This is a genomic window from Kineococcus xinjiangensis (genome assembly GCF_002934625.1).
Lineage (GTDB): Bacteria > Actinomycetota > Actinomycetes > Actinomycetales > Kineococcaceae > Kineococcus_A > Kineococcus_A xinjiangensis.
In genome coordinates, this window is the sequence record NZ_PTJD01000008.1 from 62,007 (window position 1) to 82,523 (window position 20,517).

General features: G+C 75.1%; 21 protein-coding genes and 2 riboswitches. Of the genes, 4 read left to right on the top strand and 17 right to left on the bottom strand.

What is annotated here, in order from left to right; genetic code table 11:
- Positions 1-5: 5 nt before the first annotated feature.
- The 10 genes from CLV92_RS12240 to CLV92_RS12280 form a co-directional block, all read right to left on the bottom strand.
- Positions 6-638 carry a histidine phosphatase family protein gene (locus CLV92_RS12240; protein WP_211291086.1) on the bottom strand — a complete coding sequence of 211 codons (633 nt, stop codon included), beginning with the start codon at positions 636-638 and terminating at the stop codon, positions 6-8.
- Between the two features lie 5 nt (positions 639-643).
- A complete protein-coding gene (gene rsfS, locus CLV92_RS12245; RefSeq protein WP_104433117.1) occupies positions 644-1,036 on the bottom strand; it encodes a ribosome silencing factor in 393 nt (130 codons plus the stop codon).
- A 107-nt stretch (positions 1,037-1,143) separates the two neighbouring features.
- Positions 1,144-1,743 carry a nicotinate-nucleotide adenylyltransferase gene (nadD, locus tag CLV92_RS12250; RefSeq protein WP_425433576.1) on the bottom strand — a complete coding sequence of 200 codons (600 nt, stop codon included), beginning with the start codon at positions 1,741-1,743 and terminating at the stop codon, positions 1,144-1,146.
- A gap of 53 nt (positions 1,744-1,796) precedes the next feature.
- Positions 1,797-1,973 (bottom strand): hypothetical protein, encoded by a 177-nt coding sequence (locus tag CLV92_RS21775; RefSeq protein WP_170112753.1) that lies wholly within the window; start codon positions 1,971-1,973, stop codon positions 1,797-1,799.
- Between the two features lie 168 nt (positions 1,974-2,141).
- A complete protein-coding gene (locus tag CLV92_RS12255; RefSeq protein ID WP_211291087.1) occupies positions 2,142-2,525 on the bottom strand; it encodes a hypothetical protein in 384 nt (127 codons plus the stop codon).
- Between the two features lie 74 nt (positions 2,526-2,599).
- A complete protein-coding gene (gene proB / locus CLV92_RS12260; protein ID WP_104433119.1) occupies positions 2,600-3,775 on the bottom strand; it encodes a glutamate 5-kinase in 1,176 nt (391 codons plus the stop codon).
- Complete coding sequence (gene obgE, locus CLV92_RS12265) at positions 3,772-5,331, bottom strand: GTPase ObgE (protein ID WP_104433120.1); 1,560 nt, start codon at positions 5,329-5,331, stop codon at positions 3,772-3,774. The genes proB and obgE overlap by 4 nt, the downstream gene beginning before the upstream one ends.
- Positions 5,332-5,521: 190 nt before the next feature.
- Positions 5,522-5,779 carry a 50S ribosomal protein L27 gene (gene rpmA / locus CLV92_RS12270; protein WP_104433121.1) on the bottom strand — a complete coding sequence of 86 codons (258 nt, stop codon included), beginning with the start codon at positions 5,777-5,779 and terminating at the stop codon, positions 5,522-5,524.
- A 10-nt stretch (positions 5,780-5,789) separates the two neighbouring features.
- Positions 5,790-6,098, bottom strand: a complete 309-nt coding sequence (gene rplU, locus CLV92_RS12275; protein WP_104433122.1) for a 50S ribosomal protein L21 — start codon at positions 6,096-6,098, stop codon at positions 5,790-5,792.
- Between the two features lie 160 nt (positions 6,099-6,258).
- Positions 6,259-9,432 (bottom strand): Rne/Rng family ribonuclease, encoded by a 3,174-nt coding sequence (locus CLV92_RS12280; protein WP_104433123.1) that lies wholly within the window; start codon positions 9,430-9,432, stop codon positions 6,259-6,261.
- A 659-nt stretch (positions 9,433-10,091) separates the two neighbouring features.
- Here CLV92_RS12280 and CLV92_RS21445 point away from each other — a divergent pair.
- Positions 10,092-10,247: a hypothetical protein gene (locus CLV92_RS21445; RefSeq protein WP_158257223.1), complete on the top strand. Its 156-nt coding sequence runs from the start codon at positions 10,092-10,094 to the stop codon at positions 10,245-10,247.
- Between the two features lie 133 nt (positions 10,248-10,380).
- On the opposite strand, the gene CLV92_RS12290 is transcribed toward CLV92_RS21445, so the two are convergent.
- Together CLV92_RS12290 and CLV92_RS12295 are read right to left on the bottom strand one after the other, a co-directional pair.
- A complete protein-coding gene (locus tag CLV92_RS12290; protein WP_104433125.1) occupies positions 10,381-11,307 on the bottom strand; it encodes a sulfurtransferase in 927 nt (308 codons plus the stop codon).
- A 289-nt stretch (positions 11,308-11,596) separates the two neighbouring features.
- Positions 11,597-11,688, bottom strand: a riboswitch (SAM riboswitch).
- 70 nt (positions 11,689-11,758) lie between these two features.
- Positions 11,759-12,625 carry a class I SAM-dependent methyltransferase gene (locus tag CLV92_RS12295; protein WP_158257224.1) on the bottom strand — a complete coding sequence of 289 codons (867 nt, stop codon included), beginning with the start codon at positions 12,623-12,625 and terminating at the stop codon, positions 11,759-11,761.
- A 201-nt stretch (positions 12,626-12,826) separates the two neighbouring features.
- Here CLV92_RS12295 and CLV92_RS12300 point away from each other — a divergent pair, with 201 nt between their 5' ends.
- Positions 12,827-13,117: a hypothetical protein gene (locus CLV92_RS12300; RefSeq protein WP_104433127.1), complete on the top strand. Its 291-nt coding sequence runs from the start codon at positions 12,827-12,829 to the stop codon at positions 13,115-13,117.
- Positions 13,114-13,644 carry a GAF domain-containing protein gene (locus CLV92_RS12305; RefSeq protein ID WP_104433128.1) on the top strand — a complete coding sequence of 177 codons (531 nt, stop codon included), beginning with the start codon at positions 13,114-13,116 and terminating at the stop codon, positions 13,642-13,644. The genes CLV92_RS12300 and CLV92_RS12305 overlap by 4 nt, the downstream gene beginning before the upstream one ends.
- Positions 13,645-13,746: 102 nt before the next feature.
- On the opposite strand, the gene CLV92_RS12310 is transcribed toward CLV92_RS12305, so the two are convergent.
- The 4 genes from CLV92_RS12310 to ndk form a co-directional block, all read right to left on the bottom strand.
- The gene (locus CLV92_RS12310; protein WP_104433129.1) at positions 13,747-14,400 is read right to left on the bottom strand and encodes a GNAT family N-acetyltransferase; all 654 of its coding nucleotides are present in this window, start codon (positions 14,398-14,400) and stop codon (positions 13,747-13,749) included.
- A riboswitch (SAM riboswitch) is annotated at positions 14,394-14,487 on the bottom strand. Its footprint overlaps the gene before it by 7 nt.
- 103 nt (positions 14,488-14,590) lie before the next feature.
- On the bottom strand, positions 14,591-17,455 hold the full coding sequence (locus CLV92_RS12315; RefSeq protein ID WP_104433130.1) for a hybrid sensor histidine kinase/response regulator: 2,865 nt from the start codon (positions 17,453-17,455) through the stop codon (positions 14,591-14,593).
- Complete coding sequence (locus tag CLV92_RS12320; protein WP_104433131.1) at positions 17,455-17,844, bottom strand: response regulator; 390 nt, start codon at positions 17,842-17,844, stop codon at positions 17,455-17,457. Before CLV92_RS12320 ends, CLV92_RS12315 begins: the two co-directional genes overlap by 1 nt.
- 209 nt (positions 17,845-18,053) lie before the next feature.
- Positions 18,054-18,488, bottom strand: coding sequence for a nucleoside-diphosphate kinase (ndk, locus tag CLV92_RS12325; protein ID WP_104433132.1), 435 nt, complete (start codon positions 18,486-18,488; stop codon positions 18,054-18,056).
- A 154-nt stretch (positions 18,489-18,642) separates the two neighbouring features.
- On the opposite strand from ndk, the gene CLV92_RS12330 reads away from it, so the two are divergent.
- A complete protein-coding gene (locus tag CLV92_RS12330; protein ID WP_104433230.1) occupies positions 18,643-20,058 on the top strand; it encodes a sugar porter family MFS transporter in 1,416 nt (471 codons plus the stop codon).
- A 66-nt stretch (positions 20,059-20,124) separates the two neighbouring features.
- Here CLV92_RS12330 and CLV92_RS12335 read toward each other — a convergent pair whose 3' ends face one another.
- A complete protein-coding gene (locus CLV92_RS12335; protein WP_104433133.1) occupies positions 20,125-20,478 on the bottom strand; it encodes a DUF4233 domain-containing protein in 354 nt (117 codons plus the stop codon).
- Positions 20,479-20,517 lie beyond the last annotated feature (39 nt).

Genomic DNA, 20,517 nt, shown 5'->3' on the forward strand with positions numbered 1-20,517 from the left:
CCCGGTCAGCCCTCGACGCCCTCCCCCGCACCGGGCGGGCCGACGTTGTACTCGGCCAGCGTCCAGCCCTCCCCGCGGCGGGTGAGCACCGCCCAGTGGGCGTTGGCGAAGCCCGAGAAGACCGTCCACGAGTCCAGGGGCAGGCCCAGCAGCCGCAGGAGCGCGCCCTTGAGGGCGGCCCCGTGCGCGGCGACCACGAGGAGGCCCCCGTCGGGCGCCTCCTCGGCGTGCCGGCGGATCGCCTCGGCGGCACGGGCGGCCATCTCGCTGCGCCGCTCCCCACCGCCGATGCGCACGTCGTCGCCGCGGCGCCACGCGATCAGGTCGTCGGGCCAGCGCGCGGAGATCTCCTCGTGCGTCAGTCCCTGCCACTCCCCGGCGTGGACCTCGCGCAGGGCGGGGTCCAGGGTCAGCGGCAGGGCCACGCGCTCGGTGAGGGCGCGGGCGGTGTCGGCGGCGCGGCGCAGGTCCGAGGCCACCACCGCGCTGGGGCGCAGCAGCGCCAGCTCGGCGGCGGAGGCCGCCACCTGCCGGCGCCCGACCGCGTCGAGGTCGACGTCGAGCTGGCCCTGGAAGCGCCGCTCGGCGTTGAAGGAGGTGCGCCCGTGCCGCCAGAGGACGAGCGTGGCTGCGCCCACCGGGATCAGGCGTCGCTGGTGACGCCGTCGGCCACCGGCTCGATGCTCGGCAGCTCGATCGGCGGGCAGTCCTTCCAGAGGCGCTCCAGGGAGTAGTACTCCCGCTCCTCCGAGTGCTGGACGTGGATCACCACGTCGATGAAGTCGAGGAGGACCCACCGGCCCTCGCGCTCGCCCTCCCGGCGCACGGGCTTGGCGCCCAGGCCCAGGAGGCGCTCCTCGACGGCGTCGGCGATGGTGCGGACCTGCCGCTCGTTCGGGGCGGAGGCCAGCAGGAAGGCGTCGGTGATGTACAGCTGCTCCGACACGTCGAGGGCGATGACGTCGGTGGCGAGCTTGTCGGCGGCCGCGGCGGCGGCCTGCACGACCAGCTCGAGGGCACGCTCGGATGCGGGCACGGAACTCCTCGGCACACGGCCCCGCGGGGCCGGACGGTCAGACACGATCGTCGACCAGTCTCCCACGTCCCCGGGGCGGTGGGCCGACCGCGACCGCCGGGGCCGGCTCAGGCGCCGCGCGGGTGGCGCGGGCTGTCGTAGAGGCCGTGCTTGGTGATGTGCTGGACGACCCCGTCGGGCACCAGGTACCAGACGGGCAGCCCCTCCTGGACCCGGCGGCGGCAGTCCGTGGAGGAGATCGCCAGCGCGGGGACCTCCAGCAGGCTCACGCCCTCGGCGGGGAGGCCGTGGTCGCTGAGGGCGTGGCCGGGACGCGTCACGCCGACGAAGTGGGCGAGGTCCCACAGCTGCTCGGCGTCCTTCCACGACAGGATCTGCGCCAGCGCGTCCGCGCCGGTGATGAAGAACAGCTCCGCGTCCGGACGTTCCGCCGCGAGCTCCCGGAGGGTGTCGATCGTGTACGTCGGCCCGGGACGGTCGATGTCGAGGCGGCTCACCGTGAACTGCGGGTTCGAGGCGGTCGCGATGACGGTCATCAGGTAGCGGTGCTCCGCGGGCGCGATGTCCTCGCGCCCCTTCTGCCACGGCCTGCCGGTGGGCACGAAGACGACCTCGTCGAGGTCGTAGCGCGCCGCCACCTCGCTCGCGGCGACGAGGTGGCCGTGGTGGATCGGGTCGAAGGTCCCGCCCATCACCCCCAGGCGCAGCGGGGGCGGGGGTGCGACGACCCCGACGACCCCGACGACCCCAGGGCCGTGGGTCAGTGCCGGGCTCCCATGTTGCGGAAGGCGAAGGTGATCAGCAGCAGGGCCATCAGGATGCAGAGCGCGATGACGCCGTACGCCAGCGCGGGCAGCGCCTCCTGGTGACCGGCGGCCGCGTTGATCGTGCTCGCCCCGTTCTCCTCCGCGTGGAACACGAGCGCCTGGATCGACATGCTGGAACCCCTCGGGTGTGCTTCTCCACCTGCAGCAGACCGCTCCCGGACGGGTGCGGCGACCATCCAGTCTGGCACGCCCCGCCCCGTGGGCACGGACTGGTCCCCCGGGGACCGCGCCGGCGCGCCGCAGCACCGCCGCGCGCTCGCGGACGGCCCCGGGGCTGCTCACCAGGCGGCGATGTTCCCCACCGGCGAGACCGGGACGGGCAGGCGCTCCCGGCGCCGGGCGGCGTGCGTCGCGGGCGCGGCCTGGGAGGCGCGGTGCTCGATGGTGCCCCGGTCGAGGACCTCCAGCCCCACCGGACGCCAGCCCGGCAGGCCCGTGCTCGGCCGGTGCTCCCCCCAGAGGCGCAGCGCCAGCGCCGCGGCGTCGTCGAGCGTCTCCGCCTCGTCCCAGTAGCGCAGCTCCGCCCGGTCGGCGCAGTAGCGGATCGCGGAGATGAAGGGCCGCTCGAGCAGCAGCCGGTCCAGCGCCGCCCGCAGCTCGGACGGCTCCACCGGGTCCCCGGCGACCGTGAGGGTCACCGACCACAGCTGCATGTCGGTCATAGCGGTACCACCTGCGCCACCCGTTCGTCGGTCGCCGTTCTCGCCCCCACGTCTCACGTCCCGCATCCCCGCGCTCAGCGCGGCGCCGCTCCTCCACCGGGGAGGAGCACCAGGTGGTCGCGATGCACGACCTCCCGCTCGTAGCCCGGGCCCCACTCCCCCGCCAGGTCGCGGGTCGTGCGCCCGAGCATCGCCGGCAGCTCCTCCGACGAGTAGTTCACCAGTCCGCGGGCGAGCGCGTGACCGTTTCCGTCCACGAGGTCGACGGGATCACCCGCCCGGAAGTCGCCGTGGACGGCGGTCAGGCCCGCGGGCAGCAGGGACGAGCGCCGATCCAGCACCGCCCGCACCGCGCCCTCGTCCAGCTGCAGGCGCCCGGCCGGTGCCGCGGCGTGAGCCAGCCAGAGCATGCGGGAGCTGCGCCGGCGGCCCCGGCTGCCCGGCGGCACCGGGAACCAGGTGCCGACGTCCGAGCCGGCCAGGGCCTCCGCGGCGAGGGCGGCGGAGGTCACGAGCGTCGGCACGCCCGCCGAGACCGCGATGTGCGCGGCCTGGACCTTGGTGGTCATGCCGCCCGTGCCGACACCGCTGCCCGTGCTGCCGATGCGCACCCCGTCCAGGTCGTCGGGGCCGAGGACCTGCGGGATGCGCCGGGCCCCGGGCCGCTGCGGCGGGGCGTCGTAGAGGGCGTCGACGTCGGAGAGCAGCACGAGGGCGTCCGCCCGGACGAGGTGCGCCACCAGGGCGGCGAGGCGGTCGTTGTCCCCGAAGCGGATCTCGTGGGTGGCGACGGTGTCGTTCTCGTTGACCACCGGCACGACCCCCAGCGCGAGCAGCCGGTCCAGGGTGCGCTGCGCGTTGCCGTAGTGGCTGCGTCGCACCACGTCGTCGGCGGTCAGCAGAACCTGTCCCACGGTCAGCCCCGCGGCCGCGAAGGCCGCGGTGTAGCGGGCGAGCAGCAGCCCCTGCCCGACGCTGGCCGCCGCCTGCTGGCTGGCGAGGTCGCGGGGCCGGCGCTCGAGCCCGAGCGGGGCCAGGCCGGCCGCGATGGCACCGGAGGAGACGAGCACGACCTCACGGCCGGCGGTGCGGCGCTCGGCGAGGACGGCCACCAGGGCCTCCAGCCGGGGGTCGTCGATGCCGCCCTGAGCCGTGGTCAGCGAGGAGGACCCGATCTTCACGACGACCCGGGCGGCGGTGCGGAGGTGCTCCCTGCCCGAGGCGCCGGGCCGGTGGGCGGGCTCGTTCACGGCGCCGGGTCCGCGGCCTCGTCGCCCTCGCGGCCGGCGCCCGCCCCCTCCTCGTCGTCGCCGGGGGTGGCCCAGTGCCCGGCGCGCCGCTCCGCGTCCAGCTCGGCGCGGGCGGCCGCCTTCGACGCCCGGCGCTCGCGCTCGTGCTCGCGCTTGGTCGCACGGGTGGGGCGCAACTGGTCCTCCAGCCGCAGGTCGCTGCCGCGCTGGCCGAGCACCTCGGCGCCGGAGACGAGGGTGGGCTCCCAGTCGAAGACGACCGCGTCGGGGCCGCCGCCGATGACGACCTCGGCGCCGGCGACCGCCCCGGCCTGGAACAGGGCGTCCTCCACACCGGCGCGCGCGAGGCGGTCCGCGAGGTAACCGACGGCCTCGTCGTTGGAGAAGTCCGTCTGGCGGACCCAGCGCTCCGGCTTGCCGCCGCGGACGACGAAGCGCTCGCCGTCCTCGGTCTCCTGGCGGGTGACGGTGAAGCCCTCGTCGTCCACCGCCTTCGGGCGCAGCACGACGCGCGTGGGCTCGGCGGCGGGGGCTGCGGCGCGTGCCTCGGCGACGAGCCCGGCCATCGCGAAGGTGAGCTCGCGCAGACCCGCGTGGGACACCGCGGAGACGAGGAAGACGGGCGCGCCGGTGGCCTCCAGCTCCGGCCGCACGATGTCGGCCATGTCCCGGGCGTCGGGCACGTCGGCCTTGTTGATGACGATGAGCCGGGGCCGGTCCACGAGGGGGACGGCGTCCTCGCCGACGCTGTAGGCCGCCAGTTCGGCCTCGATGACGCGCAGGTCGCTCACCGGGTCCCGCTCGCTCTCCAGCGCCGCGCCGTCGAGGACGTGCACGAGGACGGAGCAACGCTCGACGTGGCGGAGGAACTCCAGGCCGAGGCCGCGACCGCGGCTGGCGCCGGGGATGAGGCCGGGGACGTCGGCGACGGTGAAGCGGACGTCGCCGGCCTCCACGACCCCGAGGTTCGGCACGAGCGTGGTGAAGGGGTAGTCCGCGATCTTGGGGCGGGCCGCGGAGATGGCCGCGATGAGACTGGACTTGCCGGCGCTGGGGTAGCCCACGAGGGCGACGTCGGCGACGGTCTTGAGCTCCAGGACGACGTCGCCCTGCTCACCCGGCTCGCCGAGCAGCGCGAAGCCGGGGGCCTTGCGCCGCGGGGACGCCAGGGCCGCGTTGCCGAGGCCGCCGCGCCCGCCCTCCGCCACGACGAAGCGGGTGCCCACGCCGATCATGTCGGCGAGGACCTCCCCGTCGGTGCTGAGCACGACGGTGCCGTCGGGGACGGGGACCACGAGGTCGGCGCCGTCCGCGCCGTTGCGGTGGCTGCCCATGCCGAAGCGACCGCTGCCGGCCCGCCGGTGAGGACGGTGGTGGTGGTCGAGCAGCGTGGTCGTCTGCGGGTCCACCTCGAGGATGACGCTGCCGCCGCGACCGCCGTTGCCGCCGTCCGGGCCGCCGAGGGGCTTGAACTTCTCGCGGTGGACGGAGGCGCAGCCGTTGCCCCCGTCACCGCCGGCGACGTGCAGGACGACGCGGTCGACGAAGGACGTCATGGGTAACTCCCGAGGCAGGGACGCCCTCGCCGCGGTGGGCGGCTGGGTCGCCGGGTGTGCTGTGCGCGCGGACCGCGCGCCGAGTGCTGGTCGTGCGGGACCGTCGGGGCCCCGTGGACGACGAAGGGGCGGGCCGGTGGTCCGGCCCGCCCCTCCCCGTCATGCGACGGACGTCATGCAGAGGTGGTGCTCACTCGCCCGCGGAGACGATGTTGACGACCTTGCGGCCGCGACGGGTGCCGAACTGCACCGCGCCGGCCACGAGGGCGAACAGGGTGTCGTCGCCGCCGCGTCCCACACCCGCACCGGGGTGGAAGTGGGTGCCGCGCTGGCGGACCAGGATCTCGCCGGCGTTCACCTCCTGACCGCCGAAGCGCTTCACGCCCAGGCGCTGAGCGTTGGAGTCACGACCGTTGCGCGAGGAGCTCGCGCCCTTCTTGTGTGCCATGAGTCTGTCGTCACTCCCCGATGCCGGTGACCTTGATGCGGGTCAGCTTCTGGCGGTGGCCCTGCCGCTTGCGGTAGCCGGTCTTGTTCTTGTACTTGAGGATGGTGATCTTGGGGCCCTTGGCCTCTTCGACCACCTCGGCGCGGACCTTGACGCTGGCCAGGGCCCCGGCGTCGCTGGTCACCGTGGTGCCGTCGACGAGGAGCAGGGGCTGCAGCTCGAGGGTCGCGCCCTTCTCACCGGACACGCGGTCGATGATCAGCATGTCGCCGACCGAGACCTTCTCCTGCCGGCCACCGGCGCGGACGATCGCGTACACAACGAACCCGTTTCTCTCGACGAACCATCTGGTGGTGCTGAGCTCATCTGGTCCAGCCCGCCGACACCAGCAGGGCGGAAGGGCGCGATGTGGACGCGCCAGGGGACAACATTACGGAGGCGGGAGAGGCCGGGTCAAACCGGCCCCTCCCACCACCGGGTCAGTGCACCGGCGGCCGGGGCACGGGGCGCGTGTCGGCGCCCGCGGCGACCGGCACCGCATCCGCCGTGCGCGCCGCCGAGCCCGCGGAACCGCCCCGTCCGCGCCGGCCCGTGGAACCGCTCGTGCCGCCGGCGGCCGGTGCCCCCGCGGCAGGAGGCGTCGACGACCCCGAGCGCTTCTCCACGGGCTCGTCGTGCAGGACCACGCCCCGCCCCGCGCACGCCTCGCAGGTCTCGCTGAAGGCCTCCAGCAGCCCCTGACCGGCCCGCTTGCGGGTCATCTGCACCAGGCCCAGGGAGGTGACCTCCGCCACCTGGTGCTTGGTCCGGTCGCGCCCCAGGCACTCGGTGAGCCTGCGCAGGACGAGGTCCCGGTTCGTCTCGAGCACCATGTCGATGAAGTCGATGACGATGATGCCGCCGACGTCGCGCAGGCGGAGCTGCCGGACGACCTCCTCGGCCGCCTCGAGGTTGTTGCGGGTGACGGTCTCCTCGAGGTTGCCGCCCGAACCGGTGAACTTCCCCGTGTTGACGTCGATGACCGTCATGGCCTCGGTGCGGTCGATGACGAGAGAGCCGCCCGAGGGCAGGTAGACCTTGCGGTCGAGCGCCTTGGCGAGCTGCTCGTCGATGCGGTGGGCGGCGAAGACGTCCTCCTCCTCCTCCCAGACGCGCACGCGGGGCAGCAGGTCCGGGGCGACGGACTGCACGTACTCGCGAACGGTCTGCGAGGCCTGGTCGCCGGAGACGATGAGGGAGCTGAAGTCCTCGTTGAAGACGTCGCGCACGACGCGCACGGTGAGGTCGGGCTCCCCGTGCAGCAGGGCGGGCGCGCTGCCGGAGCTCTTCGCCTGGATCTGCTCCCACCGGGCCTGCAGGCGCTCGACGTCGCCCGCCAGCTCCTCCTCGCTGATGCCCTCCGCCGCGGTGCGCACGATGACGCCGGCCCCCTCGGGCACGACCTTCTTCAGCACCTTCTTCAGGCGGGCGCGCTCGGTGTCGGGCAGCTTGCGGCTGATGCCGGTCATGGAACCGCGCGGGACGTACACGAGGTAGCGCCCGGGGAGGGAGATCTGGCTGGTGAGCCGCGCCCCCTTGTGCCCGACCGGGTCCTTGGTGACCTGCACGAGCACGCTGTCGCCGGACTTCAGCGCCACCTCGATGCGCTTGGGCTGGCCCTCCAGCCCGGCGGCGTCCCAGTTGACCTCACCGGCGTAGAGCACGGCGTTGCGGCCCTTGCCGACGTCGACGAACGCCGCCTCCATGCTGGGGAGGACGTTCTGCACGCGGCCGAGGTAGACGTTGCCGACCATGCTCGTCTGCGTCTGACGGGCGACGTAGTGCTCCACGAGCAGCCCGTCCTCGAGCACGCCGATCTGGGTGCGCCCCTCGCGCTCGCGCACGACCATGACCCGCTCGACGCTCTCACGCCGGGCGAGGAACTCCGCCTCGGTCAGGATGGTCCGGCGACGGCCGGCCTCCCGGCCCTCACGGCGGCGCTGCTTCTTCGCCTCCAGGCGGGTGGAGCCCTTGAGCGCAGTGATCTCGTCCTCGCCGGTGCGGGCGGCGCGGCGGGGCTCCCGCACCCTGACGACGGTGTTCGGGGGGTCGTCCGGGCTCGGCTCGTCACCGGCGTCGCCGCCGCCACGGCGACGGCGACGGCGGCGACGGCGGCTGGAGCCGCCCTCCGCACCCGCGTCGGAGGAGTCGTCGGCAGACTCCTCCTCGGCGTCGTCACCGCTGTCGTCGGTGTCCTCCGCGGTCTCCTCGGCCTCGCCGGCGGAATCGTCGCGGCCGCGACCGCGGCGACGGCGCCGGGAGCTGCGGGACCCGCTCTCGCGCGCCTCCTCCTCGGGGGCCTCCTCGGACTCGTCGTCGGCGAGGGCCTCGTCCGCACGCACGTCGTCGGCGAGGGCGTCGTCGGTGACGGCCTCCTCGCCGCCGTCGTCACCGCTCTCGTCGGTGTCGTTCTCGCGCAGGCGGCTGCGGCGGCCGCGCCCGCCGCGGCGACGGCGACGGCGGGGCGCGTCCTCGCTGTCGTCGACGTCCACCTCGTCGAGCTCGGTGGCGTCGAGGTCGAGGGCCTCGTCCTCGGCCTCGTCGGGCTCCTCCGCCACGGCGACCGAGGGCGGGCCCGCGGGGGACGAGGCCCGGCGGCTGCGCCGGGGAGCGCGCTCGGGCTCGGGGGCCTGGAAGAAGAGAGCGGTGGCGCGGGCGGCCGGGGGGAGCCCGGCCAGCGGGTCCTCCTCCTCGACGGGCTCGGAGTCCTCCTGCGCGTCGCCGGAAGCGGGCGGCTGCCCGCTCGTGCGCGAGGAGGCGGCCAGCGCGGCGAGCTCCTCGACGAGTTCCACGGCCGCCTCGGGCTGCACCGCCGCGGGGGCGTCTGCGGGGGTCGCCACCTCGGCCGCAGCCTCGGGCTCGGACGCCACCTCCGGCTCGGCGGGGGTGGCGACCTCGGCAGGCGTCACCGCCTCGGCCGACGACTGCTCCGGGCCCGCGTCGGGTGCTGCGCCGGTGTCCCCGGCGGGGGCGTCCTCGGCCGGCGCGGGGGCGGCGGTCTTGCGGGTGGCCCGCCGGGCGCGCGTGCGCGTGCGCGGCGCCTTCTCCGCGGGCTGGGGCTCCTCGGCCGCCTGCTCCGGTGCGCCCACCTCGGGCGACGCGGGCGCCTCGGCGACGGGTTCCGCCTCGGCGGTGGGCTGCGCCGCGGCGGGGGCGGGCGCCGGCTCCTCGACCGCGGCGGGCGCGCTCTCGGGCTGCTCCTCGGCGGGCGCGGGCGCGGAGGTCTTCTTGGTGGCCCGGCGGGAGCGGCGCCTGGGGGCAGGGGCCTCCCCTGCGTCCGAGGCGTCCCCTGCGTCCGGAGCCTGCGCCGCCTCCGGGGAGGCTGCCGCCTCGGGGACGGCCGCGCTCTCGGGCTGCTGGGCCGCCGCGACGGGGGACGGTGCGCTCTCGGGTCGCTCCCCGGCCGTCACGGTCGCGGGGTCGGCAGCGGTGCTGCTCGTGCCGTCGGCGCCCGTCGGGCCCGTGCCGTCGGTCTCGCCGACCGGCGGTCCGGCGGGCCGGCTGGCGGCGCGGCGGCGCCGGGGGCGGGTGGGGGCGGCGTCGTCCCCCGCACCGCCCTGCAGCGCCTCGGTCCGATCCTCGCCCTGGGTCCCGCTCTGAGGGTCCTGCTGCATGTCGTCGGGTTCTCCCGTCACCGCACCCGGGCGACGCCACCGGGAGCCGTCGCCGGGCGTGGCGCGCTCGGTCCTGTCGTCGGATGGGATGTCCCGCACCCGACGGAAGCCTCTGTCTGCACCGCGCGAGCTCGCGTCAGCGCCGCGTCGCCCTGCAGTGCCGAGGACGCCTCAGTGGTCGACCGCCCCACTCCCGCGCAGCCGCACGGCGTCGCGCGCGCCGGCCGGACCCCGTGAAAGGTGTCGGCGGCGCGCGACCGGCGCCCTGCGCAGCACGGCGGTCACGTCCTCGGACCGTCCGCCCGGTGTGGTGCTACGGACAGCCACCGGCAGTCTCTCACAGGGCACTGAGCCCACGCCTGCCGTCGACGCGGGCAGCGGAAAGCGCCTGGCGTCGCCGCTCCGCAGCGCGGTAGCGTTCCGGCGACCCTCCGGAGCGGCCGAGGGGCCCGGCTCCCCGACGCCGCGACAGCCCCCCGGCAGCGGGTGCGGGCGCTTCCGCCGGAATCGATGGGAGAACCATGCGCGGCACGTGCAGGACACCGGCGCACGCAGCAGGAGCGGGCACGCGGCACGGCGGCCCGGTGCGGCGCGGACGCGGCGACCTCGACCCTGCGGCCGCTGCGCGCTCCCGCCCGGCCGGCACGCGCGGGATCACGGTGACCATCTCCGTCCCCGACGACGTCCCGGCCACCGCCTCCGACCTCCTGGCCGTGGCGGACCTCGTCACCGAGGCGGCCGCGGAGCTGCTGCCAGGATCCTCCACGTCGATGGTCGTGCGCGCGGCGCGCGACGTCCGGGACGCCGACACCTAGCCGGGCCGGGCGGCCCGCCGCCCGGCGTGAGCCCGGACGAGTCAGGGCCCCCCACCGGCGGTGGGGGGCCCTGACTCGTCCGGGGCTCACCGGGCCGGCGGGTGCACCGGTCGCGGTGCACCCGCCGGGGGGATCAGCGGGTGGGCGCGCTGCCGCGCTCGGGGCCGGTGACGATCGGGACGCGCACCGCGTTGCCCCACTCGGTCCAGGAGCCGTCGTAGTTGCGGACCTTCTCGAGACCCAGCAGGTAGGTCAGCACGAACCACGTGTGGCTGGAGCGCTCACCGATGCGGCAGTAGGTCACGACGTCGGTGTCGGCCTGCAGGCCGGCCTCGCCGAAGTAGATGCCCTCCAGCTCCGCGCGCGGCTTGAAGGTGCCGTCCTCGGCGGCCGCCCGCGCCCACGGCACGCTCGCGGCACCGGGGATGTGCCCGCCGCGCAGGGTGCCCTCCTGGGGGTAGTCGGGCATGTGGGTGCGCTCGCCGGTGTACTCCTGCGGGGAGCGCACGTCGATGAGGGCGCCGCCGAGGTGGGCGAGCACGTCCTCCTTGAAGGCGCGGATCGCGGAGTCGTCGCGCTCGACGACGGGGTACTCGGTGCGCTCGCGCTCGGGGACCTCGCGGGTGTACTCGCGACCCTCGGCCTCCCACTTGGTGCGGCCGCCGTCGAGCAGGCGCACGTCGGCGTGCCCGAAGAGGGTGAACACCCACAGCGCGTAGGCGGCCCACCAGTTGTTCTTGTCGCCGTAGAAGACGACGGTGTCACCGCGGCTGATCCCCTTGCGGGAGAGCAGCTCCGCGAACCCCTCGGCGTCGAGGTAGTCGCGGGTGACGGTGTCGTTGAGCTCGGTGTGCCAGTCGACCTTGACCGAGCCGGGGATGTGGCCGGTGTCGTAGAGCAGGACGTCCTCGTCGCTCTCGACGACGACGAGACCGGGGGTGCCCAGGCGCTCCGCCAGCCACTCCGTGCTCACGAGGCGCTCGGGGTGCGCGTACTCGGCGAACTTCGGCTGGGTGGTGTCCGCCGGCTGGGCGCTGGTGCGGTCGTCGGTCTGCGTCATGCGTCTCTCCTCGTGGGCTGGTGCGGTGAACAACTGGTTCGGGTGGGACGGTCCGGGGCGCGCCGGGGCGGGGTTTCCGCACGCAGCGCCGCACCGGCCCGGGCGGGTGCCACCGGGCGCCCGCGCCCCGTCGGGGGCGGGAGCGCCCGCAGGCGCGGCCCGGTGGTTCGGGAACGCGGCGGGAACGTCAGCGAGGACAGGCGGTGGTGACGCTGCGGCACAGGTCGATGTGCCGACGGCGCCGGTGGCGCAGGCGCCGGCACTCCGCGGAGAGCCCCGTCATCAATTCCCTCCATCGTCCCTGGCAGGAGCACCCGCACCCGAATCGGGGGGTTGCTGCGGCGTCGTCGAGCCAGGACTCTCGGCCGCTCTTGATGGTTGTCGGGGCAAAGGTAGGCGGTGGAGGGCCGGTGCTGTCAACTCCACCGCCGGCCCGGCACCGGTGCGGCCCTCAGCCGCGCCGGCGCCCGACGATCTGCCAGGACCGCGCGGTGCGCAGGTACGGCTCGCGGTCGCAGGCTGCGAGCTCCAGCCGCTCGAGGTCGGCGTAGAAACCCGGCTCGGCCTTGCGGCGGTCGTCGTCCACGAGGTCCGTGAAGCAGCGGATGCCGAAGCGGAAGTCGACGCTGCAGCGGGCCTCGACCAGCGCGGCCTCCGCCAGTTCGGGCGAGACGCGCTGCACCTCCCGGTCGAGGACGGGGTCGTGCGCGGCGGAGGCGTCCAGCAGGTGCAGCGCACCGGGCAGGTCGTGGCGGCGCACCACGGCGGCCATCACGTCGCCCGCCGGGTTGGAGGCGAGCAGGGAGACGCAGCCGCCGGGACGCACCGACGACACGAGCGTGGCGATGTCCGCGCGCACCCGCGCCTCCCCGCCCGGCCGGTGCTGCAGGACGTCGTGGCAGAGGACGAGGTCGAAGGATCCCGATCCACCGGCCCGGAAACCCGTCAGGGCGGCCAGCGCGGTGAGGTCCTCCAGGTCGGCGTCGACGGTGCGGACGCGGTCGGCGACGCCGGCCGCGGCGGCGTTGGCCCGGGCGCGCTCCAGCAGGACCGGGGAGGTGTCGAGGACGGTCACGCGGCAACCGCGGCGCGCCAGCGCGATGGCGTCCGTCCCGTCGCCGCCACCGGCGTCGAGGACCCGCAGCGGGCGCCCGGAGACGGTGCGGCAGACCCGCTCCAGCGTGTGGTCGACGATGCGGTACCGCAGCCGGCCCCAGGGGGCGCCCTGCCAGCCGGACCAGCCCGCGATGTCCTCGACGAGGGCCGTGGGCAGGACCTCCCCGTCCCCCGGGACACCGCCCGCGCGCTCTGCCGGCACACCGCCTCCCTCCACCGCTGACGCAACCGAGGTCGATCGTAGGCGCGCCGGGCGCGACGCACGTGGCGGCGCGGACGGCGGCGACGTCGCCGCGGCGCGCGGAACCGCCCGCCCGGAGCATCAAGGTCGGGCGGCAGGTGCCGATCCTCTGGGGCAGTGGACCGCGCGAGGAGCGGTCCACGACGAGAGGAGTTCCCCGAGGTGAGCGCACTCACGACCATGCTGCGGCACCAGCTCGCACCGCCCACGCTCGCCGACGTCCACACCGCGGTGCGGCAGGTCGGCGGTGACGGGGCCGAGGCCCTGTGGCAGCAGCTGTGCGCCGGCGCGGGGATCGACCCCGCCGCCTCCCACGTTCCGCTCGACCGGGTCGCGGCGCTGCTCGCAGCGCTCCGCACCACCCCCGGCGTCGTGGGGGTCGTCGGGCACTCGATGTCGGTGCGCCTGAACACCTACCGCACGCTGACCAAGCTGGAGGAGAACGACCGATGAGCGAGGCACCCCGGCCCGTCGACCCCGTGCAGGACGTGGAGCGGCTGACGGAGATCGGCCGGTTCGACCTGTTCTCCGACGAGGCGCGCGCGAGGCTCGACGGGTTCGCCCGCCGCGCCGCCGAGCGCCTCGGCCTCCCGATCGGCCTCGTCAACATCGTGCTCTACGACGCGCAGCACATGGCGGGCAGCCACGGCCTCACCGGCTGGCTGGCCGAGACCCGCGGCACGCCTGTGGAGTGGTCGTTCTGCGCCACCTCCGTGCGCACCGGCGAGGAGTACGTCGTGCCCGACGCGCAGCTCGACGAGGCCCAGTGCGACAACCCGCTGGTGACGATCGACGGCATCCGCAGCTACGCAGGGGTTCCGCTGATCACCTCCGCCGGGCACGTGCTCGGCTCGTGCTGCGTCCTCGGCACCGAGGTGCACGAGTTCACCGCCACCGAGGTCGCGGAGCTGCGGGCGATGGCCGCCGAGGTCGTGGCGGAGATCGAGTCCCTGCGCCTGCCGCAGGTCGTCGCCTCCTGAGCCGCCCCGTCCTCCGTCGAAGGGCCCACCCGGTCTGACCGGGCGGGCCCTTCGACGTCGGCGGGGCCGCTGGCGGTCCCTGCTCGCCAGGCGCGGCGGACGTCAGCCGCGCGGGCCCGAGGGCACCCGCGCGAGGTCGTGCGCGGGCAGCGCCTTGCCGAACGCGACGACCGGACTCGTCCCGGGACCGGGCAGGAGCTCCTGCCCCCGGGCGTAGCCGAGGGTGAGGTACAGCGCCTGGGCCGCGTGCTGGTGGACGCCGGTCGTCAGGTGGACCCGCTCGTACCCGGCGGTGGCGGCGCGCTGCTCAAGCTCCGCGAGGACCCGCCGCGCGAGGCCGCGCCGCCGGTGCGAGGGGGCGGTCCAGACGCGCTTGAGCTCCGCCACCGCGACGCCGGCGGGGCCGGGCCCGTCGAAGCGGCGGTAGGCGCCGCCGGCCACCGGCTCACCCCGGTCCAGGAGCAGCAGCAGGCAGCCCGTCGGTGCCTCGAAGTCGCTGGGCGGGTGCTCCGTGAGCTCGCGGCTGACGGCCTCGGCGGGGTGCCCGAGGACGTCGCGGTACTCGTGTGCCAGGCCCTCCAGCAGCGGCCGCACCAGCGGATCGCCGAGCCCGGCGGTGCGGACCTCGAGGGGGGCCGGGCCGGGCCCGCGGTCCCACCCCCGGCGCTCACCCTGGCTCCGGCGGGCTCCCGGCAGCCGGGAGGCGGTCACATCGCAGACGGCAGCCACGGACGGCACCACGGTCGTTCCCTCCATCGTTCCCGGCGGTAGCACCCGCGCCCGCGCTGCGGGGGGTTGCTGCGGCGTCGTCGAGCCAGGTCTCTCGGCCGCTCTGGATGGTTGCACCGTCAAGTTACGTGCCGGTCAGCCCCGTGTCGAGCCCGGGACGGCGCCGAGCGGGACCGGGCACGGCCGTGCCCGGTCCCGCAGCGGGAGGGGCGGGCCCTCACCAGTCCGAGGCGACCGGCACGGGGGCCGGGCCGCGGGAGCCGCCCCACTCAGCCGCCAGCATGCGGAACGTGGCGCAGGCCGCGTCCAGCTCCGCGCGCAGCGCCTGCGGGACGTCCGCCGGCTCCGGCAGCCTCCCCGCCCGTCCGGCCGCTTCCATCTCGGCGCACAGGGCAGCCAGGGCCTCCGCCCCCAGGTTCGCCGAGGCGCCCTTGAGGGCGTGGGCGCGCTTGGCCACCAACTGGGCGTCGCCCCCGGCCAGCGCCTCGGCCAGGCCCGCCACCGCCTCCGGCGCACGCTCGGCGAACGAGGTGAGCAGCTGCGAGAACAGGGCGCGGTCCTCGGGGGTGCCCACCCCGCCGAGCTCCTCGACGCGGGCCCGCACGGTCACCTCCAGCGGCACCTGCACACCGGGAGCCGCGGCCTCCGGCTCGACCGCAGGCCCGGGTCCCGTCGCGGCCCCGGTCGCGGCCTCGAGCGCCATCTCCGACCGGGCCGGTGCCACCTCCAGCCCGTCGAGCAGGATCTCCAGGTCGCGGGCGCGCACGGGCTTGCTGAGGTAGTCGTCCATGCCGGCGCCCGTGCAGGCGGCGCGGTCCTCCATCAGGACGCTGGCCGTCACGGCGACGATGCGCGGCTGACGGGTGGCGGCGACCTCGGCCCGGATGCGGCGGGTGGCCTCCAGCCCGTCCATCACGGGCATGTGCAGGTCCATCAGGACGACGTCGTAGTCCTTGCGACGGGTGGCCTCCACGGCCTCGCGGCCGTTGTCGACGGTGTCGACCCGGTGGCCCAGCTTCGCCAGCATGAGCTGCGCGACCTTCTGGTTGACCAGGTTGTCCTCGGCGAGGAGGACCTGCAGCTCCCGGCGACCGCGCCGCGACGCGCTCTCCTCGGCGCGGGCGTCCGCCGCCCGCTGCGGCGAGGACGCGTCCTGTGCCGCCGCGGTCAGCGTCAGCGCCTGGACGCGCTCCCGCAGCACCGTCCCGCGGGTGGGCTTGGTGAGCACGGCGTCGAAGAGCGGCGGACGGTTCGGGTCGGCGCGCCAGTGCACGCTCGTCAGCAGGACGAGCGGCAGGTCGCGGCCGGCGGGCAGCTCCCGCAGCGCGGAGGCGAGCTGCTCGCCGTTGGTCCCGGGCATGTGCATGTCGAGGACCGCGATGTCGAACTGCCGTCCCCCGGCGATGAGCGCCAGCGCCTCGGCGGCCGAGCTCACGTCGGTGCAGGACATGCCCCAGCCCTGCATCTGCAGGCTCAGGACCCGGCGGTTCGTGGCGTTGTCGTCGACGATGAGGGCGGTGCGCCCGGTCAGCGCCGCGGACTCGTGCTGCTGCTGCGGGCCGCGCGTGTCCGGCGCCTCCGGCAGCACCACCGCGAAGGTGAACGTGGAACCCACGCCGACGAGGGTGTCGACCTCCAGGTCCCCGCCCATCGCGGTGGCCAGCCTGCGGCTGATGACCAGGCCGAGGCCGGTGCCGCCGTAGTGGCGCGTGGTGGAGGAGTCCACCTGGCTGAAGGAGCGGAACAGGCGGTCCATCCGGTCGGCGGGGATCCCGATGCCGGTGTCGCGCACGGCGACGCGCAGGCGCACCGGGCCCTGCGCGGCCTCGCTGAGCCGCTCCCCCGTCACCGTGAGCGCCACCTCCCCGCGCTCGGTGAACTTCACCGCGTTGCTGAGGAGGTTGACGAGGATCTGCCGCACCCGGGCTGCGTCCCCGCGCAGCATCGCCGGGGTGGACTCGTCGATGTGGCCGATGAGCTCCAGGCCCTTCGCGCTGGCCGCGTGGCTGACGAGGGCGAGGGCGCTCTCGACGCAGGTCTGGACGGCGAACGGCTCGGCGTCGAGCTCGAGCTCGCCGGCCTCGATCTTGGAGAAGTCGAGGACGTCGTTGATGATGCCGAGCAGGGCGTCGCCGGAGTCCCGCACCGTCTCCGCCAGCTCGCGCTGGTCGCGGTCCAGCTCCGTCTCGAGCAGCAGATCGGTCATGCCGATCACGGCGTTCATGGGCGTGCGGATCTCGTGGCTCATCGTCGCCAGGAACGCCGACTTCGCCGACGCCGCCGCCAGCGCCTCGTCGCGCGCCTGGGTGAGGACCGCGACCGAGGCGTTGACCGCCGTGGCCATCCGGGTCAGCTCCTCCGGACCGGAGACCTCGGCGGGCTCCGTGAGCTCGCCGGCCGCCAGCCGCTGCGCCGCGGCGGTGACCCGCCGGACGGGAAGGGTGACGGTGCGGGTGACCCACCAGGCCCCGAGGCCGGCGAGGAGGATCCCGGCGGCCATGCCGCCCAGGATGACGGCGCGGGTGGTGTCCGCGCTGGCGGCGGAGGACCCCTGGCGGGCGGCCAGCTCGCCCCGCTCGGTCTGCTCCAGCTCCTCCAGGTGCGCGTCGATCTCCTGCATGAGCGTGCGGCCGCGGTCGGTGGCGACGACCTGCTGCGCCGCCTCGAAGCCCTGGTCGCGGCGCAGCTCGATGGTCTCCTCGAGCTCGTCGAGCAGGCCGTGGACCATGTCGCGCAGCTCCGCGTGGTACTCCACGTAGCCGGGGTGGTCGTCGGTCATCCACTGCAGGACGGCCAGGTTGCCGTCGATCTGGCCGACGGCCTCCCGGTACGAGTCGAGGTAGTACTCCCGCCCGGTGATGAGGTAGCCGCGCTGGCCGCGCTGGGCGTCGCCGACGAGGGCTTCGAGGGCGTCGATGCGGTCGATGACCTGGTAGGTGCGGTCGACCCGGTCGCGCTCGGCGAGCAGGGCACCGATGCGCAGGTAGGCGCTGCTGCCGACGACGAGGACCGCGCTGATGGCCAGCACGAAGCCGAACGTCAGCAGCCGCGCCACGGTCCAGCGCAAGCGGCGCCCCGGCATCACCAGCTGCCTGCGGCGCTGGCCTGGACGTTGAGGCCGCGGTCGATGGCTGCGCAGAGGGCGCTGAGCACGACCGGCTTGGTCAGGTAGGTGGCGCCGAGCGCCTGGCCGGCGGCGATGTCCTCCGGCTGCACGCGGCCGGACAGGAAGACCACCGGAACCCGCTCGAAGGAGTGGTGCCGGCGCAGCTGCTCGAGCAGCTCCAGGCCGGTCAGTCCGGGCATCGACACGTCGGAGACCAGCACCTCCGGCGCGCCGCGATCGGCGACGATCGCGAGGGCCTCCTCGCCGGAGCCCGCTCCCACCACGCGGTGGCCCGCGGCCCGCAGCCGCACCTCCAGCAGGGTTCGGATGTCCTGGTCGTCCTCCACCACGAGCACTCTGGCCACGGTCGTGTCCTCTCCTCCGGTCGGCCCCGAGCGGCCCGCCCCCGCCCGATGGCGGAGGAGCGAGCCTCACGAACGGGGCATCGGCAGCAGCAGCGGACGGCTTGAGCCCGGATGCGCGCCCCCGGAAGGGTGGCGACGGCACGGAGGGTGACGAGGAGACGGGAGCGCTCGCCCGCTCGGTGAGCGGGGGAGCGCGAGGGGACGGTGGATCAGCCGAGCTCGGGGAACCAGAGCGCGATCTCGCGGGCGGCGGACTCCGGGGAGTCGGAGCCGTGCACGAGGTTCTGCTGGACGGCGACGCCCCAGTCCCGCCCGAGGTCGCCGCGGATCGTGCCCGGTGCGGCGGTGGTCGGGTCGGTCGCGCCGGCGAGGCTGCGGAACCCCTCGATGGCCCGGTGCCCCTCCACCACGGCGGCGACGACGGGCCCGGAGGACATGAACTCCACCAGCGGCTCGTAGAACGGCTTCCCCTCGTGCTCGGCGTAGTGCCCGGCGAGCAGCTCCCGGTCGGCGGTGCGCAGCTGCAGCGCGACGAGGGAGTAGCCCTTCGCCTCGATGCGGCGCAGCACCTCCCCCACGAGGTTGCGGCGGACGCCGTCGGGCTTGACGAGGACGAGGGTGCGCTGGGCAGTCGTGTCGGCCACGGCGCCACCCTAGCCGCCGGATGATCCCCGGCAGGAACCCCGCCCGGGCGGGAGATGGCGGATCGGGCGTGGCAGGTGCAGCATGTCCGCCACCACAACGATGATCACTTCCGAGCACCACGGCGGTCCGGCGGCGGTCGGGCGAGGGGGCGGCATGGCGTCGACGGATTCGGACCTGGAGCAGCGGACCACCACGAAGGTGGTGCTCATCTCGGTGGTGGCGGCGATCGGGGGCTTCCTCTTCGGCTTCGACACCGCCGTCATCAACGGCGCGGTCGTCGCCATGACGGCCGAGTTCCGGCTCAGCCCGCTGCTCAGCGGCTTCACGGTCTCCAGCGCCCTGCTCGGCGCGGCGGCGGGTGCCTGGTTCGCCGGCGGCCTCGCCGACCGGTTCGGCCGCAAGGCGGTCATGGTGATCGGTGGCGGGCTGTTCCTCGCCAGCGCCTTCGGCTCCGGCCTCGCGTTCGGGGTGTGGGACCTCATCCTCTGGCGCGTCGTCGGGGGCGTCGGCGTCGGCATCGCCTCCGTCATCGCGCCCACCTACATCGCGGAGGTCGCCCCCGCCCACATCCGGGGGCGGCTCGCCTCCCTGCAGCAGCTGATGATCACCATCGGCATCTTCGTCGCCCTGCTCTCGGACGCCTTCATCGCCGACACGGCGGGCGGGGCGGCGGAGGAGACCTGGCTGGGCCTGACGGCCTGGCGCTGGATGTTCCTCGCCGAGGCGGTGCCGGCCGCGGTCTGGGCGCTGCTGGCCCTCACCGTTCCCGAGTCCCCGCGCCACCTGGTCGCCAAGGGTGAGACCCGCCGCGCCGGCGAGGTGCTGCGCGACGTGCTCGGCGCCCGGAGCGTGGAGGCCGTCCAGCAGAAGGTGCGCCAGATCGCCCACAGCCTGGAGCGCGAGGACGACCCGAGCCTGAAGGACCTGCGCGGTCCCCGGTTCGGCCTGCTGCCCGTCGTCTGGGTCGGCATCGTGCTCTCCGTCCTCCAGCAGGCCGTCGGCATCAACGTGATCTTCTACTACTCCAACAGCCTGTGGCGCTCCGTCGGCTTCGACGAGTCGCAGGCGTTCACCACGTCCGTCTTCACCGCGGTCACGAACGTCGTCGTCACGTTCATCGCCATCGCGACGGTCGACAGGATCGGCCGCAAGCCGCTGCTGCTGGCGGGCTCGGTCGGCATGGTGGCGTCCCTGACGACGATGGCGGTGGCGTTCTCCCAGGCCACGGGGCCCGTGGACGACCCGTCCCTGCCGGCGCCGTGGGGCATGGTCGCCGTCGTCGCCGCGAACGTCTACGTCGTCGCGTTCGGGGCGACCTGGGGCCCGGTCGTCTGGGTCCTGCTCGGCGAGATGTTCCCCAACCGCATCCGTGCCGCGGCCCTCGCGGTGGCCGCCGCCGCGCAGTGGCTGGCGAACTTCACCGTCTCCACGACGTTCCCGACGCTGGCCGGCATCGGGCTGCCGCTGGCGTACGGGCTCTACGCGGCCTTCGCGGCCGCCTCGGTCCTCTTCGTCTGGAAGGCGGTGCGGGAGACCAAGGGCCGCGAGCTGGAGGACATGGGGACGTAGGTCCCCGCCCGCCGCGGCGAGCGGGAGCCCCGCGGCGGCGGTCCGCTGCGGGGCTCCCGGCGCACGTCAGGAGCCCTCCAGCTTCCGGGCCACCTCCGCCCGCTCCCGCTCGATGCGCGTGCCGATGACCAGCGCCGCCACCCACAGCAGCACGAACATCCCGCCGGCGAAGAACATCTCCGGCACCCAGAAGCCCCCGGCCAGCACCGCGACCTGCAGCAGCGACCCCAGGACGTAGCCCGCCCGCGAGCGCAGCAGCCCCGCGCAGAGCAGGCACGCCAGCGCCAGCGCACCGCCCGTCACCAGCGCGGTCTGCATCCCGACCGGCGACAGCCGCATCGCCACCAGCGCCGCGAAGGCGACGACGAGGGCCTCCGAGACCAGGGTCGTCGACGCCATCATCCGCTTGGGGTCCTTCACGACCCACCCCCCGTCCGCACCGCACCGACCACCCGCACC

Bases quoted from the DNA above. Each gene is read 5' to 3' on its own strand.
- CLV92_RS21775 (WP_170112753.1), bottom strand. From the start codon at position 1,973: ATGTCGATCCAGGCGCTCGTGTTCCACGCGGAGGAGAACGGGGCGAGC.
- CLV92_RS12255 (WP_211291087.1), bottom strand. From the start codon at position 2,525: ATGACCGACATGCAGCTGTGGTCGGTGACCCTCACGGTCGCCGGGGAC.
- obgE (WP_104433120.1), bottom strand. From the start codon at position 5,331: ATGACGTCCTTCGTCGACCGCGTCGTCCTGCACGTCGCCGGCGGTGAC.
- rpmA (WP_104433121.1), bottom strand. From the start codon at position 5,779: ATGGCACACAAGAAGGGCGCGAGCTCCTCGCGCAACGGTCGTGACTCC.
- CLV92_RS12280 (WP_104433123.1), bottom strand. From the start codon at position 9,432: ATGCAGCAGGACCCTCAGAGCGGGACCCAGGGCGAGGATCGGACCGAG.
- CLV92_RS12290 (WP_104433125.1), bottom strand. From the start codon at position 11,307: ATGACGCAGACCGACGACCGCACCAGCGCCCAGCCGGCGGACACCACC.
- CLV92_RS12305 (WP_104433128.1), top strand. From the start codon at position 13,114: ATGAGCGAGGCACCCCGGCCCGTCGACCCCGTGCAGGACGTGGAGCGG.
- CLV92_RS12310 (WP_104433129.1), bottom strand. From the start codon at position 14,400: ATGGAGGGAACGACCGTGGTGCCGTCCGTGGCTGCCGTCTGCGATGTG.
- CLV92_RS12315 (WP_104433130.1), bottom strand. From the start codon at position 17,455: ATGCCGGGGCGCCGCTTGCGCTGGACCGTGGCGCGGCTGCTGACGTTC.
- CLV92_RS12330 (WP_104433230.1), top strand. From the start codon at position 18,643: ATGGCGTCGACGGATTCGGACCTGGAGCAGCGGACCACCACGAAGGTG.